The following is a 25,273-nucleotide window of genomic DNA, read 5'->3' as shown; positions in this document are numbered from 1 at the left end:
TTGCTTGTCGCCAATCCATAATAAAACCAGCCAGTTTTCACCGATTTACCGCTGAAAACTGGCTGGTTTTTGTATTTTGCTAATTTACCATCTGTACCGCTGTTTTGTTGCCATAAATCGTTTCTACCCATTCTGGATGGTCTATAAATGGATTGCGGTTACCTTGGATTTCGTAGATTCTTTCGTTTCGTCGTTTTTCATAGTCATCTACAGGGTCTTGTAGATGCCATTGTAAAAGAACCGAAAGTTTACCGTGATATGGAGCTGTTCCATTGTTGACTTTGTCATTTAATTCAAGGTCTACTTTATCGCCTAGCTCATAACGCGTTGCCATATAAAACAGAATGCGTGCAACGTCCCCTTTGACACGATTCGGTGGTTCGAAGGAATCGGCGTCTTTCAAGCAACCGTTACAGCCAGCGACTGAACTACCGCCATTGTCAAAGTCTAAATTTCCTCTTGCGCTATTTACTTGAACATCGGTAGGGCGTAAATGATGGATATCAGTTCCTGGTCCTTGACTTGTGCCGAAATTACCATGTGATTTTGCCCACGTATGCTCTCGGTTCCAGTTGCCTACATTGCCGCCGTTGTTTGTTTTTGGACTAGATTTACCAGAATAAAATAACAGGACATTATTTGTATTATTCGGATCTTCGTCTGTGTATCTCAAGGCATCCCATGCAGCATCATAGGATAATACTTTTTGGTTTGAAATTATATCGTGCAGCGCCTTTTTGAGTGCTTGCCCCTCTTTGTTATAGGCAGCAGTATAGTAGTCGTTAGCCGTTACAGTAACACTAAAATTGGCCGTGACACTTTTTGTACCATCAGATGCCGTGACACCAACAATATGACTACCCGCTTCTAAAGTTAACGTTAAGCGTTTGCCCTTTATCGAACCTTTTGTAGCGGTAAATGTCAATTCGTCATTATCAGGATCAGCGAAATGCTCTGTTAAATCAATGGTAATGTCTGTGCCTACAGCTACTGTCTGATTTGTAAAAGGCTTTTTGATGATTGGTTGCTTGTTTTCAGCAGGGACAGGAGGGTACACAATCGGTTGACCCTTAGAATTTGTAAATTTAATGTTTTCTAACGATGCACCCTTCTTCAATTCAATCAACTGTAAGTCAATATTTTCTGCGCCTCTAATTTCACTTACATTTTTGCCTTCAATTGTAATCTTTTTAAACGTATTGCCCTTTAAGTCTACAATGGACTCTGGATGATTTGGCGTAATAATCACATCTGTCTTGTTAAAGCCTTCACCGTGAAGCTCGACATACTTCCCTTTTAAGTGCACGCCCTTCGTAATATACGACGCTGCATCTAAATGTAATGCTACACTCGGTTTTGTAATAACTAAAATATTTTTCTTAAAGTTCTCATAGTTATATGTGATTTCAGGTTGAATCGGTTCTACTGTAGGACCTTGTTTTAAATCCAGTTGCACCATGACAGGGTCATGGTCACTTGCGCGGCCTGCCATATCTGTAAAGTCTGCATTAATATGAAGAATATCAATTATCGTTTTTTCTTGAAGATTATTGGAAACTAAAATATGATCTAATACTTGCGAATTTCCTTGATACAAATACGTATAACGGTCAGAAGAATCGGCTTTATTTATCATATTGGTCATCCATTCACCTTCATGAATTTTAAGCGCTTTGGCAAATTGGTAATCGTTAAAATCACCTAAAGATACAATATTTGCATCTGGATTTTTCGTTTTAACATCCGCAACAAAGTTATACACAATATTTGCGATTTTTTGGCGCTGCACTTCACTTTTATATTGCGGTGGTTGTGTTGCTCCGAATAATGGTGTGTCACCCGATTTAGAATTCCAGTGATTAGCAATCACAATGACATCTTCACCTTGGAACTCAAATTGTGCAGCTAACGGTTTTCGGCTATTATTAAATGCCTCATTCATTGGGTCAATTCGACCTGGGTTCAGCGTTAATTGACCATTTTGATAACTAACCGCAGTAGTCGCATCCCCTGCTTGGATTCCTTCTTTCAAGTTCACCCTTGCTGGATTGTATAAGAAACCAACACGAATATTCGCGTTCGGTGCACCACCATCTGCATTATTCACAGGGTCAATATTGACATACTTATAATCAATGCCACTTTCAGCTTTAATAGCATCAATTAAGCGTTGATAACTTTGATCTGCTTTGGCATCACCAGCCGATTCACCGTTATTATCTTGTACTTCCGTGACCCCTACAATGTCTGGTGTTTGCATATCAGTACCAATGGCACGTGCTAATTTTCGCGCCTTATCATCCGATGTGGATGTTTTGTTATTAGAGAAGTTTTCTAAATTATACGAGGCAATTGTTAGCTTATCCTCTGCTTTGACTATTTTAGTTGTCTCAGGTGTTGCCGACCCTTTTACATGGGCTTGCTTCATGTTATCTAGTGGCACGTAAATTTTGAAGTTTTGATAAGAGTAGCCCACGATACCCGTAATCGGTCCATTAAACTTATCGCCTGTAGCAACTTCGAAATCACGAGCTGTTCCGTTCGGTTCCAATCTAAATTGGATACGATTTGGGTTTGTTTTTCCTTCCTCATACAAGACCCCACCATGCAGCGTGTTTGTTGGTTCATTTTCAAGAACCGTTACTAAATCGCCATGTTCCTGTGGAGCAACAGCTTTGACATTGCCTACCTCCACTCGCATCGCTTCAATACTTTCCCAAAAATCAATAGCATCAATTGTCGGGTTGAAAACTTGCAGATTGTCACTATCTATTTGACTAAATGACATTTTTAATTTATCAATTTGAACGGCTTTTGGTAATGCTACACTGGCATTAAGTACTTGTACTTTGCCACCTTGATCATTTCGTACATTGATTTGCGTCGTTTTTAAATCTGTTTGATTCGCATCACTGTAGCCATCATACGCATATTCATCTACTTTACCTGTTACCGATACTAAATTCCCTACTTGAATCGGCCAAGCATTCTTTCCACTATAAAGTAAGATACCTTCCGATGTATTCGGATTATCATCCGCCAATTCATCAGGTGTTTGAATCGTATAATAATAACTACCATTTAAAGAAAATGAATATGTTACAATCCCTTGAATGCCATCAACGGTTTTGCCGGCAAATGGAGAACGATGGCCTTCCCCTTGAATATCATGAATTTGCAGCGCATCTGTAATAACATAGTCATAGGTCATTACTTCACTAAACGTGCCATCATTTGCTTTGACAACCGTTTTTAATGTTGTGTTTTGCTTAATATCGATTGGTTTTTCGTATTTAATACCTGATACAGTAGGATTTGTACCATCTACTGTGTAATAGATTTCCCCATTAGCTGTCGATGTTGATAAAGTGACCGTTGTTTGATTAATAAATGTACCACTACTTGGCGATGCGATCGCTGGTTTTAATGCTGTGCTATCCACGACAATATCGTTTACAGAACGTGGTATCACTTGGTAATCCTGATCGAATTGTTGGACAATGCCCGTAATCGATTCATATGTTGTGCCGACCGTTAGACCTAGCGTATTCGTTTCATCGCGTACTAAAAAATTGCTACCATCACTAGCTGTATAGTTTGCCCAGCCACTTCCTGTTTGCACATTTGTCAGCGCAACATTTTTTATCGTAACAAGTTGTGATTCATTTGCTTCTGCTACCTCGGCACCTGTTACTACTTTTGCAGTTGGTGCACCAACACCTGCCACTTTGTCGATAATTTGAGCTCCGTCTAATTGCAGTAACCCTCTATAGTCCGCAAGCTTCCCTTTAAGCGTTACTTCGTCGCCAATTTCTACATTTAGGCTCGTCGGACGTACAGCGATACCACCTGTTCCATCTTGTACAGAGATGGTATTTTTCAACTTCCCTGCCACAATACCTTTAATTGTTACTGTTGTACCGTTCGCTTGTGTTCTTGCATCAGCGATTGACTGAACATCTGCTTGTCCAATAACGGTATAATTAAAAGTTTGCACATCACTATTTTCCAGCCCCTGTGCAACTGCTATCGCTTTTATCGTCATTGTTTTATCAATAATAATTGGCTGCGTATAACTAGCACTTTGCAATGTCGGCTCTGTTCCATCCGTTGTATAATAAATCTTTGCACCAGCAGTGGCAGAAGATAATGTAATGGCAGTGCCTGACGCAACCGTTCCAGAAGGTGTGGAAGCTGTTACGACTTCCGCCTTTATAATAGGTCCAACGTCACCTCCATCCATTGCATGACTGCCTAAATGTTCGAATGTATCGATTGGATAAGGCTGCCATTCTAATGAAGGGTCAAAGGTGTCACTTGGATTTTTATCGCCAGACGTAATGGAACTCTTTCTAACCAATGTTGTATCAACAGTAAACACCCCATTGTCATTCCATGACTTGCCTGGATCAAACCCCATTTGACCAAAAGAATCTACTACCTCTTCACCTTTCTTTAAAACAATCGCATCATTACCATTAAACGCGGTAACAGCTGAAGCAAGTCCACCTTTCTCTTTAATCGCTGCCACTGCACTAGAATTATAGAGAATGATTGTCTCATTATGTGCTAAAGTGCCACTTAACGTCTGTTTGTTCGTTGGTGTTGTACTACCATTTGTATAAAGTTCAAGTTTGTATTGGCTTAAATCAATTGTTGAACCCGTTCCATTGTAAAGTTCAATCGCTTTATTATTACTGGACCCTTCAATATACTCAGAGATAATTAAATCAGTAGCTAATTCAGCCGCAACAGCTTGACTAGGCATTACTGGCATCGATACACTCGCAACTAATGTCGTTGCGAGTAAAGCATTAAATGACTTGTTCCATTTCTTTTTAGACATCATCAGTTAGCTCCTCTTTAAGTATTTGCTTCATAAAAAACTTCTTCTTAGCCGAAGAAGGTCTACCATCTCTCTATCTCGGCTGTCGGTTTGTACCTACACCAGACGCATCAAGCGTGCCATCAATAGTAGTAAAACTTATTTCCCCAGTATATATATATGAAACCATATAACTGTTAATGCACTATTGAATTACTATATAGTAACTGTTAAATTATAGCATTTTTCTAAAATCTAAGCACACAACAAAATAGTGCAATTGTTAACCGAAACTTCACTTTTTCTAAACAATCTGTACTTTTTCATGATTGCTCCATACAGCGGTTAGCTATAGAGGCTGGGACAAAAGAGAAAAAGTGTTAAATTGACCTCAATCAATCTAACACTTTTTGCTAAGCTGTTGTTCGCTACGGCGGTGCTTTCCGCGGGCACACACGTAAGCCGCAACCCCCCTAACGCGCGTTTCGTTGCGTCTTACGCTGTGTGCATTCCCGCAGGAGTCACCGCCTCCGCTACCAACAACTAGTACACGCTTCTATTAATTGTTTACTGCAATAGAATAAACAGCTAAGGTTTCGTTTGTTTTGCATAGTGGAAAAATGCCATCAATTGAACTCTTTTCACTATATCGTTGAGTCCGCTACGGCGGTGCTTTCTGCTCATCACAGTAAGCCGCAACCCTCTCTAACGCGCGGTTATGCCATCCATTAACTCGCTTCACAAACAATGCAACGTCAACAAATGGCAGTAGTTTTAGTACGTGCTATTAAAGAAATCGCTGGCGTAGACTTAGTAGCTGAGTACAAAAAAGCGAACTTCGTAACAGAAATTGGTGACTTAGACAAAGCTTACTCTGCAGAACAACGCACAGCGATCGTTGCTTTAGAATATGCGGGTATTACAAATGTTGCTCACTTCAACCCAGGTAACAGCGTAACACGCGGACAATTCGCTTCATTCTTATACCGCACAATCGAAAACGTTGTAAACAACCCAGAAGCTGGTGTTGCAGCAGTAAAAGCTATCAACAACACAACTGTTGAAGTAACATTCGACGAAGAAGTAGACAACGTACAAGCTCTTAACTTCTTAATCTCTGATTTAGAAGTGAAAAACGCAGCTGTTAAATTAACAAACAAAAAAGTGGTTGTATTAACAACTGCTGCTCAAACAGCTGACAAAGAGTACACTGTATCTCTTGGCGAAGAAAAAATCGGTACATTCAAAGGTATCGCAGCTGTAGTTCCTACTAAAGTAGATTTAGTAGAAAAATCAGTTCAAGGTAAACTTGGCCAACAAGTAACACTTAAAGCACAAGTAACAGTTGCTGAAGGTCAAACAAAAGCTGGTATTCCAGTAACTTTCTTCATCCCAGGTTCTGCTAATGGCGTGAAAACTCCAGTAACAGTTGAAGCTGTAACAAACGAAGAAGGTATCGCAACTTACTCTTACACTCGTTATGCTGCAACAAACGACACTGTAACTGTATACGCAAACGGTGACCGTTCTAAATTCTCAACTGGTTATGTATTCTGGGCAGTTGACCAAACTTTAGAAATCACTGAAGTAACTACTGGTGCTACTATCAACAACGGCGCTAACAAAACTTACAAAGTTACTTACAAACACCCAGAAACTGGTAAACCAGTATCAGGTAAAGTACTTAACGTTTCAGTAAAAGAAAACATTGACGTAACTGTTGATAAATTACAAAACGTTACAGTTAATGGTCTTGCTGTAGTACAAACAAGCGATAACAACACACGTGCTGCACAAATCACAACTGATTCTAAAGGTGAAGCTACATTCACAGTTTCAGGTTCTAACGCTGAAGTAACTCCAGTTGTATTTGAAGCAACTCCAGTAACAGTTACTAACACAAATGGTACAGTAACAACAACTGGCTACACTCAAAAATACACTGCTGATACGTTACAAGCTTCTGCTGCGAAAGTGAAGTTCTCAGCTTTACAAGCAGACTACACGATTGACGTTACACGCGATGGTGGTGAAACAGCAGCTATCGGTTATCAAAATGGTCGTAAATACAAAGTCGTTGTGAAAAACAAAAATGGTGAAGTGGCGAAAAATGAAGTAGTCAATGTGGCATTTAATGAACATCTAGATCGTGTAATTAGCACAAACACAGATGCTTATTTTGTAGAATTAGATGCAAATGGCAGCAGAGTGTATAAACCAACGTTGAAACAAATTACGGTTACTACTGACGCTAAAGGGGAAGCAAGCTTCATTATTGCGAATGACAAAGTAAGCACATATGCTACGCCTGTCGCTTGGATTGATATTAACAGTGCGTTTGTTAACAAACAAGGAACACTTGATGAAGGTGAACCGAAAGCTATTGCCCCTATTTCTTACTTCGAAGCAGAGAAATTAGACGGTGCTTCATTAAAAGTGAAAGATGCCAACGGTAGATTTAGAGATACAGCCGATTTAAAAGGCGATGTATCGGCTGAATTTAAAGTAGATTTAGTAAACCAAAGCGGTAGCTCTACAACAATCGGTACACTTGAAGAAGTAACGTATACAATCTACAATACTGGTTCTAGTGTCATTTATCTTGGGGATGCAGGCTTAACAACAACCGTTTCAGACACAGCTAAAATCTCACCAAACCGTAGTCAAACTGTGAAATTAACAGGTAATGAAGTGCTAAAAGTGAGCTCTTATGATGGTAAATCAGGCTCTGTAAAAGTGGTAGCAACAGGTAAAGTACGCCATGATGGTAGAGATTTCAACTTTACATCAAAAGAAGCTACAGCTAAATTCACTGCTACTAATGAGGTATCGAACTTAGAATCAGGTCGAATTGCTTCTTTCGATACATCGAGAAGAACTTTAACAATCATCGGAAAAACTGCAATTCGATATGCTGGTGAAACAGGTAAGAACTACACTTACCGAGATGAAGCAAATCGTCCAGTATCATTAACAAACTTCGAAAAAGCACTAGTTGATGCTGCAAAAGCTGGCGGTAATACTGGTTTAGAAATTACGTATGAAGCAAAAGACAACGATATTACTTTCTATCTAAAATCTGTTAATGCACCAGCTCCAATTAATACAGTAGAAGCAGATAAACAAGCTGGAATAGATGCTTTAGCTAAAGCAAAATCAGATTTAGATGCAGCGATTAAAGCTGTTAAAGAAGATAATTATCAAGATAAAGCTGCAGTTCAAGCACTTGTGAAAACGGCTACTGATGTATTAACTAAAGCGAATGCTACAAAAGCAGAGTATGAAAATGCAAAAACTGCTTTAGAAGCTGGTCTTGCAAAATTAGTAAAAGCTCCCGTTGCGCCAACAGTTGGCAAAATAGACTGGGATACTAATAATGAAATCATTACAATCACATTTGCATCTAATGTAATTATAGATGACAAACAAGAATTCAGTATTGATAGTCAAAAAACAACTGTTGCTGACCTAGGCGAAAACACAGTCGGATTGCTATTTACTACTGCTCCAACAAATGCAGCTGTAGGTACACTAAAAGTGAAAGTTGCTGCAACTGAAACAACTTTTGAAAAAGAGTTCACATATGAAGTTGCTTTTAATCCAACTGCAACGAATAAATGGACAGTAACACTTAAAAACTAAACGAAACATCAACTTTATAAACTAAGGTATTCACAGAAATAAAAGAAAAAGAAAACCCATGTCTTGTTTAACGCAATACATTGGGTTTTCTTTCTAACTAGCACTACCAGATTGAGGATATAAATCCTTTTATTGAAATTATCCAATATAGTGCAATTTGAATTAGTCACCAACTTATCTTCTGTTCCCTCGCAATATATTGCATAGTTCCAACATTAATTTTACTAGTCCTTTTATAAAGAATGCACTAATGGAAGATAGTTTAGAAAGGGGCGTGAGAAAATGAAGAACAAAGATGGACAAGCCATTGCTTTAGGAAATCGACTAAAAATGCTACGCCACAAACATCATCTAACGCTTGCTGCATTGGCAGATTTATTAGGTATTTCGCACAGTTATGTAGGCTTTATAGAAAAAGGGACGAGGAAAGCATCTGAAAAAGTATTGCAAAAGTATGCAGATTTTTTTGATGTGTCTTTTGCAGAATTAGTTGACTTACAGTTGCAAACTATTCCTGCCATTCATAGTTCTTCTAGTGAAACGCCTCCCCCTTTAACAAATGAAATAATGGAGTTAAACAATTTATTACTGAAATTAAATGAAGATATACGTTGTTCAATGATTGAAGACTTTAAGGAGCAAATTCAACAAACGCTTTATCATTTGTTGACTCCCTACGAGCTTTCAGATATAAAACGAAGTATTACGAAAATAAAGAATGCTTGGTTTTCTGACAGTGAAGAAGTTGAACAAGATAAAAGCTTCAAGGGCTATATCAACTTATCTAGTGAGCCAATCTATTTTCAATTACAAGTAGAGCATCATATATTGCAGCTTCAACTACTCCATGCTGATAGAAGACAACGCACACTTTTTGAAAGTTGGTTAGGGGATTGTTCCCTTTATTATCAAACGGAGGAATATTTACAGCATATTCGTGAACCACAGAAAATCGTTAATATTTTATGGTTAAGTCCTAATATGTCCTATCGCCAACAACATGACTACCTCGTACAAAAAGAGTTACTTTCATTAGATTTAAACTATTGTGATACGAAATTAAGTTGGTTTGTTCATAATTACGAGCAGCACAATACAATGCAAGATATTCAAGAACACATTAGCTAACGAGAAGGAGCTGATATCTCTTTGATTATCCATTCTGACTTTGATTTGCCTAAGTACTCTAAAAAATTTCTTCAACATTTAAAAAGAAAGTACTATTCACAAGAAACCATTATTGGCTATGAAAATGATATAAAAAAGTTCTCGTCCTTTATTTATCAATTATACGATGGTCATATTTTAACAGAGGAAATATCGAAGGATGATATTCTAGAATATCTAGATTTTTTAGGCAATCAGGATTATAAACCAAATTCGATTAGTAGATATTTTTACGGTGTGAAGGCATTTTTCAAATTTCTTGTGATAGAGTTGAACTTTAAAGTTGATCCAACGATTGGTATATCCACTCGAAATGTGTATGTGCCGTTACCCGAAATTCTAGATATGGAAGAAATGGCATTAGTGTTGGCTACAGCGAAAAAGTACTCCGAGTTTTACTATGTATTAATCAGCTTACTCTATTATACGGGTTCTAGAATTACGGCTGCTCGAACGTTGTTAAAGGAAAATGTTGATATAAAAAATAATAAAATATACTTTCCACGGATTAAAGGTGGCAGAGATCTTCACTTACCCCTACATCCAAAACTACAAAAAATATTAGCGGAATATTTACAGAAAACAAAAGACAACGGATCAGATTATTTATTTCCCTCTCCCGTAAGCCGTAATATGCCCATTAGCGGCGTAGAAATCCGAATCAAATTAAAAAAAATTGGCGCCCAATGCAATATTACAAAACGATTAACCCCCCATGTGATTCGTCACTGTACCGCAACACACTTAACACTACTCGGTGTAGACCAACATTATATCGCAACTCTATTAGGTCATACTGATTCCCGTTCCACTGCACGCTATCAACATTTGAAAGTAGATGATTTAAGGTCGGCTATGAAGAAATTGAAATGAGAATAGAATACCTAGCGAATATTTATTCAAAAAAATAATAAATTATACCAATGTAAAAGCTTTCTGTTAAAAACCCACCAGTAAAACTGGTGGGTTCAGAGTGTCGACAAACTAAATTCGTAACAAAAAGTTATCATATGTGGGCATTTGATTTTAGTTTTTCTATGTTTAAATATTTTTCTGAATCCTTGAAAATTAAGGGTTTGGAAAATCTAAAAAGAACTGTACTTATAACTGCCTAATTTAAAAATAATAGACAAAGTCGAAAAAATCGACTTTGTCTACAGTCTGAACCCACCAGTAAAACTGGTGGGTTTCTTTACGCGTAAACGCTATTTATATATCTTATGTCTAACGACACTCTGAAAGGTCCGCCAACCATAATTTCTTCTTTCTACAAACCGCTAAAGCGGCTGACTTTTTTCTTCTTCCAGTTAATTTATTCACAATTTAAAGGGTCAATAATCTCATTTATTGACATTTGATCATAGCGTAAATCTTCTTGTAATTGTTTTTTGATATATTTGTGAATCACTTTTTGATTTCGACTAACTGTATCTACTAGGTATCCACGACACCAAAATTGGCGATTGCCCAATTGGTACTTTAAACTATCATGCCGATTGAAAATCATGACGCTACTTTTCCCTTTTAAATAGCCCATAAAAGCAGATACACTTAGTTTGGGAGGAATCTTCACCAACATATATATATGATTCGAACACGCCGTTGCTTCTACAATTTCTACACCTTTTCTTTCACATAACTGACGTAGTATTTTTCCTATTTCTGCTTTGATTTGACGATAAATTACTTGTCTTCTATATTTAGGTACAAAAACGATATGGTACTTACAATTCCATGTTGTATGTGCTAAACTTTTACTATCCATTTGGAGCTCCTTTCGTACAAAGTCGGTTGACTAGACCTGATTTTATTGTACGATTGGAGTTTTTTTGTTGTCTATAGCTAAAATCTTTCCGGAATACCTGCATAGGGGTTTCAAATATACAAAAAAGCCCTATGAAGATTTCACTTCATAGAGCCATTTCATATTCAGATTAATTAACATCCAAATTATTTGAGTACATAGGATACTCTAATTATTTTAAAGTAATTACTGGAGCTGTAATTAAAGTACCAGTTGGTGCTTCAGTAGAAGTTAAAGTAATTAAAGCACCAGCAGCAGTTGCACTGAATTTATCTGCAGTATTAGCTGTAATTGCAGCTGCAAGAGCAGTTGCTTGGTTTGTAACAGAATCTAAAGTTCCAGCAATAGATTCAGCAACAAATGTTGTTGGAGTTGTTGTAGTACCGAATGCTACAGCAGTGTATTCTACACCATCAATAACCACTTTTTCGCCAACAGCAAGTTGAGAAATTGTGAATGTTTGTGTAGCAGCAGTGCCAGATGTAACAGCAGCTTTACCAGCTTCAGAAGCATTTAACACTTGTGAAACAGTACTTAAAGTAATTGCTACTTGAGAAGTTGGACCTGTTGTAGTAGATTTGATTACTACTTTGTCATTAGATACTGTTGCAGTTCCAGGGAATGCTGCATTAATAGCAGCAGCTACACCTTGAGCACCAGTTTTACCAGCTAAGTTAATTACTTGTACACCAGCAGCATCAATATCTAAGCTGAATGTTTCACCTGAAGCAAATGTATAGTCTGCAGCAATTGCTTTAGAAGAGTATTCAGCAGAAGTTGCAGCTGATACTGGAATAGCTTGTGTAAATGTACCTGAAGTGATTGTACCAACTGCTTTTTTCAATGCAATAGTTTTAGTAATAGTTTGTGCATTACCACTTGCATTTTTAGCATCATTATAAGTAACTGTTAAAGTTCCAGCAGCTAAAGATTTTAACGTACCAGTTTGTACAGTAGTAGTAAAGATACCAGTATCAAGACCAGTTTCTACTAAAGTAAGTGTAAGAGGAGCATTTGTACCATCTGTAAGAGCTACAGTAGCAGTATCAATAGCTGTTTTGCTTACATTTAAATCAGCATCATTTAATGAAACTAATAATGATTCTGTATTAGTAGATACATCTACAGTAGTAATACTATTACCAACTCCTGTAGAAGTTAAAGTGATTGCACCTGTATGAGTTGCAGCTGGAGTAGTAACAGTTTCATCAACTGGACCAGTACCAGTAGCTGTGCTAACAATATAGAATGAAACTACATCATCTTTCACTTCATAAGTTACAGTAACAGCAGTAGTTGAACCATATTTCTTTAATTCATTAATAAATGCAGTTGCATTTGCGATAGGAGTGTTACCAACACCACGGTATTGATAAGTTTTACCTGTCTCACCTGCATATTTAACAGCATCTTTACCTGCAAATGTAATTGTTTTCTTGTCAGTATCGTATGCTTTAACTACACCAGTGTATGGATTAGATACTTCATTAGTAGCTGTGAATGTTGCAGTTGCTTCTTTAGAAGTGAATGCAAATTCTTTGTTACCGTTCGTTTGTTTAGCTACACCAGTAGCAAGAACTTTTACAGAAGAAGACTTACCATCTACAGTAGTAACAGTAATTTCACCACTTGGCGCAACTACTGTATGCACACGGTTTGGAGCGATTTCTACAGTACCAACTTTTACATTATTAGCACCAGTGTTGTAAACAGTGTAAGAAACATTTGGTGTTGTGTAACCAGAGTTTTTAACTACTTTACCACTTTGGTTTGTAAGTTGTACTTTGAATGTTGCAATTTCGCCACCAGCGAATTTATCAGTTTCAGTTGTAGTTGTACCTTTGTAAGATACTAATTTAGAACCATCTAAATATTCAGCTTGGAAGTATGAAATTGGTGCAACTGCAGATGGTTCACCTTTGTCTAAGTTTGCATCTTTAGCGCTTTGGTTATTGATATCAATCCAAGCGATTGGTGTAGCGTAAGTGTTTATATCATTGCTTGAAATTACGAAGCTTGCTTCACCTTTAGAATTTGTTTTAACAGTGATTTTTTTACCTTCGTAACCAACTTGTTTATCGTTTTCTACTTTTACGAATTGTGCAGAAGTCACTGTAGAGATTACGCCATCAATATCTTCGTTAAATGCAACGTTTACTGTTTCGTTAGCAGCTAATTTACCATCTTTATCTTTCACTACTAAGTTATATTTACGGCCGTTTTCAACACCAGTTGCTGCCACTTCGCCACCATCACGCGTTACTTCAAGTGTGTAAGCAGCTTGAACAGCACCGAATGTTACTTTCGCAGCAGAAGCTTGTAACGTATCAGCAGTGTATTTTTGAGTGTAGCCAGTTGTTGTTACTGTACCATTTGTGTTAGTAACTGTTACTGGAGTTGCTTCAAATACAACTGGAGTTACTTCAGCGTTAGAACCTGAAACTGTGAATGTAGCTTCACCTTTAGAATCAGTTGTGATTTGTGCAGCACGTGTGTTGTTATCGCTTGTTTGTACTACAGCAAGACCATTAACTGTAACGTTTTGTAATTTATCAACAGTTACGTCAATGTTTTCTTTTACTGAAACGTTAAGTACTTTACCTGATACTGGTTTACCAGTTTCTGGGTGTTTGTAAGTAACTTTGTAAGTTTTGTTAGCGCCGTTGTTGATAGTAGCACCAGTAGTTACTTCAGTGATTTCTAAAGTTTGGTCAACTGCCCAGAATACATAACCAGTTGAGAATTTAGAACGGTCACCGTTTGCGTATACAGTTACAGTGTCGTTTGTTGCAGCATAACGAGTGTAAGAGTAAGTTGCGATACCTTCTTCGTTTGTTACAGCTTCAACTGTTACTGGAGTTTTCACGCCATTAGCAGAACCTGGGATGAAGAAAGTTACTGGAATACCAGCTTTTGTTTGACCTTCAGCAACTGTTACTTGTGCTTTAAGTGTTACTTGTTGGCCAAGTTTACCTTGAACTGATTTTTCTACTAAATCTACTTTAGTAGGAACTACAGCTGCGATACCTTTGAATGTACCGATTTTTTCTTCGCCAAGAGATACAGTGTACTCTTTGTCAGCTGTTTGAGCAGCAGTTGTTAATACAACCACTTTTTTGTTTGTTAATTTAACAGCTGCGTTTTTCACTTCTAAATCAGAGATTAAGAAGTTAAGAGCTTGTACGTTGTCTACTTCTTCGTCGAATGTTACTTCAACAGTTGTGTTGTTGATTGCTTTTACTGCTGCAACACCAGCTTCTGGGTTGTTTACAACGTTTTCGATTGTGCGGTATAAGAATGAAGCGAATTGTCCGCGTGTTACGCTGTTACCTGGGTTGAAGTGAGCAACATTTGTAATACCCGCATATTCTAAAGCAACGATCGCTGTGCGTTGTTCTGCAGAGTAAGCTTTGTCTAAGTCACCAATTTCTGTTACGAAGTTCGCTTTTTTGTACTCTTCCACTAAATCTACGCCAGCGATTTCTTTAATAGCACGTACTAAAACTACTGCCATTTGTTGACGTTGCATTGTTTGTGAAGCGTTTAAGTTGCCGTTTGAACCGTTGAATACGCCTGCATCTTTTGCAAGAGCAGCATATTTTACTAGTTCTGCTTCAGCTGTTACTGGTAGATCGTTGAAGCGTTGTTTTGAATTCCAGTCAGCTGGAATTTCTTGGCCTTGAGCTTCTAAATAACGACCTAATAATTTAACCACTTGACCGCGGTTAATTGTTTGGTTTGGTTTGAATGAGCCGTCAGCGTATCCATTGATGATACCTGCATCAGCAAGTGCGTTGATTGCTACTTCGTGGTCGTTACCTGCTACATCTGAGAATCCTGCTGCAGAAGCCACTGGTACGATAGCAGAAGCTACTAAAGTAGCCGTTGCAGCCGTAGCTACGAATTTTTTGTATTTCTTTGGTTGGTTAGCCATAGAAAAATTTCCTCCTCTAAGTTCAAAAATTATGTCTCTACTACATAGTTATGTAGTAAATAAACAACTACACATAAAAGTATAGTTGTATCCCTAAAAGTTGTCAATCATATTTTGGGAAAATTACTAATTGGTTTCCGGAAAATAGTGGACATCGAACTCTCTTTTACCATTGTCGTTTATCCAACAGTTTTTTTCAAGTGAAAATATGCAACTTTACCAACAAAATCTAATTTTCTATCATTCCTTGTTCATATTTTCTAGAATCTTATAAAATAATGGATAATTAAGTTAAATCAGGGAACGAAAAAAGCTCAAGCATATAAATGCTTGAGCTTTTTTCGCTTGGGCTACCAACCGTTGTTTCCTTGCAGGGAATTCTATTTATTTCATAGAGGAAATTCCTATACACCTACAGTCTAACACTTTCAAATTAAAACGACAATACCATTTTTTAAAAATTATTGACGTTTTTGCCTAGCCACTTCCAATAAAAAAAGTGGTAAAGCGATTTGACGCTTGATACGCTTAGGTTCTTTCATTAATCGGTAAAACCATTCAAGACCAAATTTTTGGAAAATTTCTGGTGCGCGTTTTACTGTACCTGCCAACACATCGAATGATCCACCGACACCTTGATAAATCGTTGGATGCAATCGGTCGCGATTAGCATTAATCCAATTTTCCTGTTTTGGACTACCCATTGCTACAAATAGTAAATCCGGTTGTGCTTCATTAATACGATCAATGACCTTCTGTTCGTCTTTTTCATAGCCGTCCTGTGTGCCGACTATTTTAATAGAAGGAAATAGTGATTTTAGCTTTGCTTGTGCTGCATCAGCTACACCAGGTTTGCCTCCATAAAGGAAAATAGGCTTGCCTCGTTTTGCTGCTTCTTCACAAAGCTTCATCATCATATCAACGCCTGTAACACGTTCACGAATTTGCCCTTTTTGAATTTTAGAAGCAAGAATAACACCAATCCCATCTGGAATTTGAAATTCTGCTTCATTTAATAGCTTCTTTAGTGCAGGGTCTTCTTTTGCTTTAATAATTTTTTCTGGGTTGATGGCAACGACGAGCGCTTTTTGTTTCTTTTCAATGCGCTCGAATGCCATATCCATTAATTCATCGTAACCTTCTGTATTGACGTTAATGCCAAGTACTGTTTCTTTCATCGGTTTTTCGCATCCCCTAGTAAGTGGAACTGGAAGCCAGCTTCTTGCCATTTATCACGGTTTAAGCAGTTTTTCGTATCGAAGACGATTTTTGTTTTCACTGTGATAGCTGCTGCATCCATTGCTTTGAACTCATTGTGGTCTGTTAGTACAACGATGATGTCTGCGTCTTTTGTAGCTTCTTCTAAGCTTTGTGTTTGTGTAGCATGTTTGTTTTCTTTAATGTGCGGATCGTAAGAAATCACTTCTAAGCCTAGGTTTTGTAGCTCATCAATGACGATTGTTGATGGGCTTTCACGCATATCATCAACGTTTCCTTTGAAGGCTAGTCCAAGCACTGCTACTTTACCACCTGCGATTTTGTTTTCGTTTAAAATGGCTTGTGTTCTTTGTGCCGTATAGCTTGGCATGCTGTCATTTGTATTACGAGACAAATGAATAATTTGTGCTTGTTCGCCACCTAGCTCTACAAGGAACCATGGGTCAACAGCGATACAGTGACCACCTACACCAGGACCTGGGAAGTGAACATTTACACGTGGGTGGTAGTTAGCAAACTTAATTGCTTCCCAAATATTCACGTCTAATTTTTCAGCCATTTTCGCTAATTCATTGGCAAACGCGATATTGACATCACGGTATGTGTTTTCCATTACTTTTACTAATTCAGCCGTTGTAGCATCTGTTAGATGAATTGTGCCATTTACAAATGTTTGGTAAAGCTCTTTTGTCATTTGTGCAGATACTGGATCAATCCCACCAACGATACGGTCGTTGTTCACTAATTCTTCAAAAATACGACCTGGAATTACGCGCTCTGGTGAATGCGCTACAAATAAATCAACACCGAACTCTAAGTTTGCTTTAATTAGCTCTGGTAGCATAATGTGTTCTACTGTTTTCGGTGGAACTGTGGATTCAAGAATTACTAAGTTCCCTTTTCTTACATAAGGCACAATAGATGCCGTTGCTTGACGTACATATTCTAGATTCGCTGTATTGTCAGGATTGATTGGTGATGGAACAGCTACAATGAAAACATCTGCTTCTTGTGGTGTTGTTGATGCTGTTAAGAATCCTTCATCTACTGCTTTGTTTAGGCGTTCTTGTAAACCGTTTTCTTCAATATGAAGCTTTTTCTCTTGAATACTTTTTACTGCTGCTGGGTTTACGTCCACCCCATGTACTTTTATGCCGTGGTTGGCAAACATTACAGCCGTTGGTAATCCGATATAGCCAAGTCCAACGACACAAATTGATTTCGTCATTCTCTATTCTTCCTTCCGTTTCAAAAACGAGTAGTAAATTTTTATATGGTCTATAAATGCTGAATTGCATTTTTGTTCTGCATTATAGTATACATCTTTCAAGGGAAAGTGTGAATCAATTTGTTATTTTACAGTATTTTCTGTGTGCGATTTTGCATAATGGTGGGTTTAAAGTAGCTTTCTGGTGGCGATTCACGAGCGCTTTGTGGCGATATCTAAAATTTTAATGGCGTTTCCAATAAACTAGACAAATCGTACTTCGTAAGTTTGCCTGAATTACAGCGTGTTCGTAATGTTTTTTGCAATAATCGTTTTGTGACATGTTTACACTCAAGCATTAAAAACGCACGACATTCACTGTTCATTATCGTATCTCCAACAAGCATGGAATAATCTCTCAATGCTTGTATATGTGCATACGTACATTGATGCTGACATTTTGGACAAAACCACGTTCTTTTTAATTTTTCCATGCCAAAGTAATGATAATAGCGGCAAAGCGGAAATGGGTTTCTGTGCTGTAATTGTGACAAAATAATGTTTGTTATTTCGTTCATCGCCATCCCCATATTTTTCTCGATGATTTTGTACAGATATATCAGAAGTTCTCTGCCCATGACGATTGGTAGTCCGTCACCCTTACGATGGATTGCTACATTATTAAAAGGAAAAACAATAGCTCCATAAATTGGTACTGCCATATTATGGTCGTTAAGAAAATGGTGCATTGCCCGGATATACTGCCCCAATTGAATTTCAGGATGCGTAAATGCTTGAACTTCGCCTTTATCATTAGTACGACATGGATTATTTTTAAAATGGACGGTTCCCCGTATATTTTTTATTTCTAATATGACGATGCCGCTTGCTGTAATAATTAATCTATCCATTTGCATGGGGAGGATCGTAGGAAGTATAACATCGTGGAAAAGGTGACATTCACTAAGCTGCGGTAACTTTTGTAGCTCTTTCAAAATAGATTGTTCTGCAAAATCGCCCGCTTCCTTATTTTTAAGCTCCTGTTGGAACGTTATGTACTGCGGATGTGAAGAAGGCAATCGCCGAACAAGCGCTTGCAATCCCAATGTCCAAGACGACGGTGCGAAAGGCTTTACGATCAATCACTTCACTCCTTTTCTATTTACTATAACAGCAAAAAAAGGAATCTCCATTAGTATCGGGGATTCCTCATTGTTCCGCTTTCTAGTAACTTTAAAATAGATTGTGCCTGTTGCATATGCAATGCTAGAACATATTGACTTGCTTGAAGCAATATTTGCGACCTCACCATATTCATCATTTCCTTCGCAATGTCAGCATCGCGAATTCGTGATTCCGCTGCGGTTAAATTTTCCGCTGTATTGACGTTTGCATTATAGGCATGCTCTAGGCGATTTTGATAAGCCCCTAAACGAGAACGCTCCGATGATACCCGTTTTAATGCCTCATCCATCGAGGAAATCGCATTATTGGCATCATCTCGTGTTGCAATTGAAGTTGTGGCGTCCAACCCAAGCGCCCCTGCCCCCATATCATTAATAAACAACTCAATAGTTTGACCAGCGTTTGCACCCGCTTGAATCTTGAGACCATTCGTTGAATAGTCACCATTTAATAATGTCTTCGTATTAAATTCGGTATCTTTAGAAAGACGTTGGATTTCTTTTTTTAGTTCCTGAAATTCCAAATCAAGCTGCTGTCGGTCACTATCGGTTAATGTGTCATTGGATGCTTGTACTGCTAGCTCCCGCATTCGTTGAATCATGGCATGCGTTTCGTTTAGTGCGCCCTCTGCCGTTTGCACAAGTGAAATACCGTCCTGTATATTTTTCGACGCCATATTCAAACCGCGAATTTGTGCCCTCATTTTCTCGGATATCGCAAGACCAGCCGGATCATCAGCCGCACTATTAATACGATAACCGGTAGAAATTCGCAACATCGACTTGCTCATAGCATTATAGTGCCTATTCATGTTACTTAATATAGATAACCCTGTAGCAGACCACTTACCAAGCATTCCACCACCCCCATGCTAAAAGTATTTTTATTTATATCGGATTGTGACAACTTCTTTAAAGTTACATTGGTAAATAATCCAAATAATTGAAGTGTTCTATCTATAAAAGTGTTAAAGCACCCGCTTCTCTTTCTTGAAAAGTGGGTGCTTATTTGATGTACCGAGTATTCAATTTCCGAAACCTCCGAAATGCGTGCTCTTTTGATGTAGTAGCTCAAAAAAGAGCGCTTCATTGTAATCTGCTAATGCTTGGTCTATTAAATAATCAATGTTTTTTTGTTCAATTTCAGCAATCAGCTGATCAATCTCACCTACAGTTGCTGAAGAGACAAGGGGTAATTGTGGCAATTTTGGTGTAGCGCTTTCAAGAATTGGCGTTAAATGTTCATGCACATTGGTAATGAGTAATAGTTGGTAGAGTGGTAATCGGATAAAACGATTGCCCTTTTGGAAAACAAATACCTCAGATAAATTTTCGATCTGTTGTGTATGCAAGTTAATAATCATCTCTTTCCCTTCAATTGGAATGAAATGAAAAATCTCATTCTCTTTTAAAATTGAGAAATATTGATAAGCAAATACGAGACGCAATTTATCTCCAGAGATTTTCGTGTAAAACGGCTTCATATACTGAACTTGCATCATCCTTCATCCCTCCTCATTATCTGATTATTCAGATTTTAACACAAATCACGCATCTTGTTAACCATCTTATCCTCAAATTTTTTCTTTCTAATCATTCAGCTTATCATGTCTGCATTTTAATCGTATAATGGAAAGACAGTCTTTTTTTCTTCCCACGAAAGATGACATTCAATCATCTAAATAAAGCTAAAGTCATTGGCCAATGCAATTGAGAGGAGTGAGGTTATGGCTTTGTCTATTTCGCAACTAGCTAAGGAACATCAACCATTTATACTTGCTAAATTAAAAGAAGCTGAGCAGGATTTACATCCGTCCTCTAGCGAAGACGAGGAACTGGTGCGTCGTGCTGTATTTTCTGTACGAAACAAATCCATCGTATTTGAACGTTTTAATGGAGCAAGTTCTATATTATATGCAAGTGTACAGGATGTGAGACCTGCAACTGTAGAAATTGATTTTGCTCATGGGACTCTAAGCTGTAACTGTCCCCAACTAAAATGGTGTCGTCATCAAGTTGGCGCATTACTTGCTCTCTATCAGTATTTTGATTCTGTACAAAACTGGTCAGGTGCATGGCGTGCACAAAAATCTGTGCAGCTAAAATCATTAGCGGACGAACGTAGCCCTGAAAGCTGGCAGCTAATGGTCGACGAAGTAATGAAACGTCTGTTACCATCTGGTCGCATTTTAGAAGGCTACGGACTTTCGGCAATCCGTTCTGATGCATTAGAACGACTGCGCAAGCATATGCCATTTGAACGTGAATGGCAGCCACTATATAAGCTATTTATCGAACTTTCGATTTTTAATGCAATTTGGCGGCATTTAAATAATACGCAAGGTCATTCATTAGACTCACCTTATATGAAATACTTTATCGATCAAAGCGTCCAGTCATTTGAAAGTATATTAACTGAATTAACGAATCGTTCTCGACTTTTTGCAACTGATCCATTTTATAATGCACTTCAAGAAATTGTCCGTAAATTTTTACTAGAACGTGAAGGGCTGTTTGCTAGTCGATTACAAATCTATATGCTGCTGTGGGCAGTGCTTTTTTATGAGAAGCCTCGACGTGAACAGGAGCTAACTCTGATTAACAATCTTGAGGAAGTTTCCTCCGAGATTTCTTTACAGTCATTAAAGCTTCTATTTTACGTGTTATTACAAAAAGAACAGTTATTACAGGAAAGCATTGCGCATATTGCCTTACCACAAATGCAAGATTTGTTTGAGTTAGCTACTTTTGCTAAGCGTGCTGGCGAGTCACATTCACAAGCATTCATTTTACGTGCCATGCTTCCATTTGCTGAAGCTTTTTTACAGGAAACTGTGCCCGTCGTACAGCGAGCTCAATACGTACGGCAATTTCAATTGTTATATGAAGATATACAATTAACGGAAGAAGAAGAAACAACACTTTATAGCGCATTTGGTGTGTATGGACTACAGCCCTATTCGTTTTTCCTTATACGAAAAGAGCGCTATCGCGAATGGGCAGCATTGCATCAATTAAATCTTTCCTCTTTTTCTTATTTAGAAATGTGTGGATTAAAAGATGTTCTACACCTAGCTCCAGCAGCTGTTTTACCTTTGTATCACGTCTATGCAATGGCAGAGATTACGCAAAAATCTCGGATGAATTATAAGCAAGCTGTACGTATTTGGAAAAGTATGCGGAGTGCCGCAAAAAGAGCAGGGAAAGTTGCTTATTTTGAACATTACATGCAAACAATCCGTGCAGAATATAAACGACTTCGTGCACTTCAGGAAGAAATTGAGAAAGGAAACTTAGTATGATGACATTACATGCTCCCTCTCCGTTTACGAAAAAACAACAGTTACGTATTGAATCAGCTCAAAACGGCAATTATACGATGCGGGGTTTTACTACAAGTGGTGCAGCAATAGATGTTGACACACTGATTTCTTCATTATTTTTTAACTATGAAGCAAATACTTATGGCTTAATGACCAGTCGTACAGACATTTCCATCGTTATTTCTAGTGCAGAACTACTCGATATCTTTTCTCCACGCTATCAGCACCCGTTTATTAGTTGGCAAGGGATTGATGCTGACAGTAGTGCATTAATTGAACACGCACAAATGTTACAGCAATATTGGCAAGAGCCTAGCCTTTGGTCGTACGCCATTATTGCAGATGATTTTTCCTCCTTGTCATTTAATATAGACGGGGTAGATACGGCATTACTGGAAGTAGCTGTGCAGCAAAAACTTGCACACGCTGGGTTATTGGTGTCTGATGTTCCGAAGCTCCTTCCATTTTTCAGTCGCGGTGGTTGGCCATTAGAGCAGGACCGTCAAGCTGGCGCCGTTACTGTCTCTCTACGTTTAAGTGAGCCTGAGGAAGATTCGGAAGTTTGGCTTTTGGAAACGGTGCTTAGTACAGTGACAACGAAAAATTACTGGACACCGGCTGTTCGAAAAAAATCATTACCACTAGTCGACGCGCTACCAACAAAGTGGCAGCCATTTGCACTAGATATTGAACAACAACAAACGCAGATTGTAGAACTCCTTTCCATTGAAAATTTACAATCTGATATTTTCATTCATGCTACCCTTGACGATTTGGAGGTTCGCACATTTTTACGTGAAGACCTAGCCCGATTACAGGCACTTGGTTTTGATGTTGTGCTACCAGCTTGGCTAAAAGATTTAAAGCAATCCAAAATGCGTGTACGTGTTAGCACAGGCAATATATCAACGAAAAAAGTTGCTGGACTCGATGATATTTTAACGTTTAAATGGCAATTTTCTATGAACGGTGAATCAATTTCTGCTGAGCAGTTTAAAAAGCTTGTCGATGAAAAACGAGAATTTATTCGTATTGGTACGGAATGGTTCCGAGTGGATGCCAACTGGATGCAAGAAATGCGTGCTTTAATGCAGCAGGCTGAAGATGAAAGCTGGACTGTTCGTGAACTATTGTTCCGTGAGTTACCTGAAGATCTTTCTCCGCTAGAAGAGGAAGATGCTGATGATGCGTTGCGCGATGATCCAATTTTTGCATTTGAACTCCAGCAATCTTTAAAATCGTATATGGAACAGCTTCAGGAGAAAAAAGGTCTTCCAGCAGTTTCTGTCCCTCTTTCATTAAATGCTAGCTTACGCCCTTATCAGCAAGAAGGGTTTGAATGGCTAGTCTTTATGCGTGAGCAAGGTTTTGGCGCCTGTCTCGCTGATGATATGGGGCTTGGCAAAACTGTTCAGCTTATTTCTTACTTACTGCATATCTATGAAACAACGGATGCCAAAGAACCATCTATTATTATTTGCCCAACTTCGGTCCTTGGTAACTGGCAAAAGGAGCTTGACCGTTTTGCTCCATCTTTAACTGTGCATACGCATTATCAAGCAAATCGAATGAAAGAGGATGCATTTGTTCGGTTTATTGAACAAGAAAAACCGCATGTTATTTTATCTACCTATGGAACTGTGTCACAGGATGCTGAATTTTTACAAGCAATTGATTGGGCAACTGTTGTATTAGATGAGGCACAAAATATTAAAAATATGCAGACTTTGCAATCTCGTTCGATTCGCAAATTACATGGTAGTCATCATATTGCTTTAACAGGAACACCTGTTGAAAATCGTTTATCGGAACTTTGGGCGATATTTGACTTTATTCATAAAGGTTATTTAGGGAGCTTTGGCCGCTTTAATGAGCAATTTATTTTGCCTATTGAGCGCGATGAATCCGAACCACATAAACAAAAGCTACGGGCAAAAATTCAACCGTTTTTACTTCGTCGTACAAAGCGAGATCCAAATTTACAGCTTAATTTACCTGATAAGCAAGAGTCCCATGCGTACTGCGCCTTAACGGCAGAGCAAGCTTCACTGTACGAGGGCTATATTTTAGAAACGATGGATCAGCTAGAACAACTAACAGGCTTTCAGAAAAAAGGACGCGTCTTAAAGATGCTAAGTAAATTGAAGCAATTATGTAATCACCCTGCTCTTTATTTAAAGGAACCTTTTGAGGATGCTACAACGATGCTGACACGCTCGGTCAAATTAGAGCGTATTGTACAAATGGCAGCGGAAATCGTCGATAATGGTGAACAGTGTCTTATTTTTACGCAATATATTGGAATGGGCCAATTACTTCAGCATTGTTTCAGTGAAATTTATAATGTCGATGCACCGTTTTTAACGGGTGCCATGCCTAAACAGCAGCGTGACCGATTGGTGGAGGCTTTTCAGGCAGGTGAATTTCCTATTTTTATCCTCTCATTAAAAGCTGGAGGAACAGGGTTAAATTTAACTGCTGCAAATCACGTACTACATGCCGATCGTTGGTGGAATCCTGCTGTTGAAAACCAAGCAACAGACCGTGCTTATCGAATTGGGCAAACGCAATTTGTGCAAGTGCATAAGTTTGTCACGATTGGGACGATTGAAGAAAAAATTGATAAGATGCTGGCGCAGAAATCTGCATTATCAGAAGAACTTATTCAATCAAGCCAGTGGTTAACGGAGCTAGATGATGATGAGCTTCGAGATTTGATTTCACTCGATTATAACTTGTCTTAAAGATGCGCCAAGAGCTTTTACGTTCTTGGCGCTCTTTTCTTTAGCAACTATTCGTGAACAATGTTTACTTCTTTCCTACTTACTTCATATTTCTATTTAGTTGTGTGAAATAATCATTGCTGTGCGGTCTTCAGCAACGATAAATGATATGATAGTCCACAACGCCCCTTTCTAACTAAAATGATTACGGTGCAAAGCATTCTATAGGAGAATGGCGAATGGCGT

General features: G+C 38.2%; 13 protein-coding genes. 5 read left to right on the top strand and 8 right to left on the bottom strand.

Features of this window, described 5'->3' with window-relative positions; all coding sequences use genetic code 11:
- Nucleotides 1-79: 79 nt before the first annotated feature.
- Nucleotides 80-4,846: an endonuclease gene (locus tag MKY08_RS02660; protein ID WP_176723155.1), complete on the bottom strand. Its 4,767-nt coding sequence runs from the start codon at nt 4,844-4,846 to the stop codon at nt 80-82.
- 741 nt (nt 4,847-5,587) lie between these two features.
- Here MKY08_RS02660 and MKY08_RS02655 point away from each other — a divergent pair.
- From MKY08_RS02655 to MKY08_RS02645, 3 genes are all read left to right on the top strand, one after another.
- Nucleotides 5,588-8,467 (top strand): hypothetical protein, encoded by a 2,880-nt coding sequence (locus tag MKY08_RS02655; protein WP_342534605.1) that lies wholly within the window; start codon nt 5,588-5,590, stop codon nt 8,465-8,467.
- 282 nt (nt 8,468-8,749) lie between these two features.
- Nucleotides 8,750-9,595: a helix-turn-helix transcriptional regulator gene (locus tag MKY08_RS02650; protein ID WP_069511261.1), complete on the top strand. Its 846-nt coding sequence runs from the start codon at nt 8,750-8,752 to the stop codon at nt 9,593-9,595.
- Between the two features lie 21 nt (nt 9,596-9,616).
- Nucleotides 9,617-10,507, top strand: coding sequence for a tyrosine-type recombinase/integrase (locus MKY08_RS02645; protein ID WP_069511263.1), 891 nt, complete (start codon nt 9,617-9,619; stop codon nt 10,505-10,507).
- 439 nt (nt 10,508-10,946) lie between these two features.
- Here the strand turns inward: MKY08_RS02645 and tnpA are convergent, their stop codons facing one another.
- The 7 genes from tnpA to MKY08_RS02610 all read right to left on the bottom strand — a co-directional run bounded on the left by tnpA (nt 10,947) and on the right by MKY08_RS02610 (nt 20,483).
- On the bottom strand, nt 10,947-11,399 hold the full coding sequence (gene tnpA, locus MKY08_RS02640; RefSeq protein WP_069511264.1) for an IS200/IS605-like element ISBsph1 family transposase: 453 nt from the start codon (nt 11,397-11,399) through the stop codon (nt 10,947-10,949).
- A 211-nt stretch (nt 11,400-11,610) separates the two neighbouring features.
- Complete coding sequence (locus MKY08_RS02635) at nt 11,611-15,372, bottom strand: S-layer homology domain-containing protein (RefSeq protein ID WP_342534603.1); 3,762 nt, start codon at nt 15,370-15,372, stop codon at nt 11,611-11,613.
- 461 nt (nt 15,373-15,833) lie between these two features.
- Nucleotides 15,834-16,550: a WecB/TagA/CpsF family glycosyltransferase gene (locus MKY08_RS02630; protein WP_024362931.1), complete on the bottom strand. Its 717-nt coding sequence runs from the start codon at nt 16,548-16,550 to the stop codon at nt 15,834-15,836.
- Nucleotides 16,547-17,818 (bottom strand): nucleotide sugar dehydrogenase, encoded by a 1,272-nt coding sequence (locus tag MKY08_RS02625; RefSeq protein WP_024362930.1) that lies wholly within the window; start codon nt 17,816-17,818, stop codon nt 16,547-16,549. The genes MKY08_RS02630 and MKY08_RS02625 overlap by 4 nt, the downstream gene beginning before the upstream one ends.
- A 215-nt stretch (nt 17,819-18,033) precedes the next feature.
- Nucleotides 18,034-18,939, bottom strand: coding sequence for a nuclease-related domain-containing protein (locus MKY08_RS02620; protein ID WP_069512809.1), 906 nt, complete (start codon nt 18,937-18,939; stop codon nt 18,034-18,036).
- A gap of 50 nt (nt 18,940-18,989) precedes the next feature.
- A complete protein-coding gene (locus tag MKY08_RS02615; RefSeq protein WP_069512810.1) occupies nt 18,990-19,838 on the bottom strand; it encodes a flagellin in 849 nt (282 codons plus the stop codon).
- Between the two features lie 168 nt (nt 19,839-20,006).
- Nucleotides 20,007-20,483 (bottom strand): hypothetical protein, encoded by a 477-nt coding sequence (locus MKY08_RS02610; protein WP_024362926.1) that lies wholly within the window; start codon nt 20,481-20,483, stop codon nt 20,007-20,009.
- Nucleotides 20,484-20,708: 225 nt separating this feature from the next.
- Here MKY08_RS02610 and MKY08_RS02605 point away from each other — a divergent pair, with 225 nt between their 5' ends.
- Together MKY08_RS02605 and MKY08_RS02600 are read left to right on the top strand one after the other, a co-directional pair.
- On the top strand, nt 20,709-22,283 hold the full coding sequence (locus MKY08_RS02605) for a hypothetical protein (protein WP_069512811.1): 1,575 nt from the start codon (nt 20,709-20,711) through the stop codon (nt 22,281-22,283).
- Nucleotides 22,280-25,048, top strand: a complete 2,769-nt coding sequence (locus MKY08_RS02600) for a DEAD/DEAH box helicase (protein ID WP_081328012.1) — start codon at nt 22,280-22,282, stop codon at nt 25,046-25,048. The genes MKY08_RS02605 and MKY08_RS02600 overlap by 4 nt, the downstream gene beginning before the upstream one ends.
- The last annotated feature ends 225 nt before the right edge of the window (nt 25,049-25,273 follow it).

The organism is Lysinibacillus sp. FSL M8-0337 (genome assembly GCF_038593855.1).
GTDB lineage: Bacteria > Bacillota > Bacilli > Bacillales_A > Planococcaceae > Lysinibacillus > Lysinibacillus sphaericus_D.
This window is presented reverse-complemented; position numbering and strand designations above follow the sequence as displayed.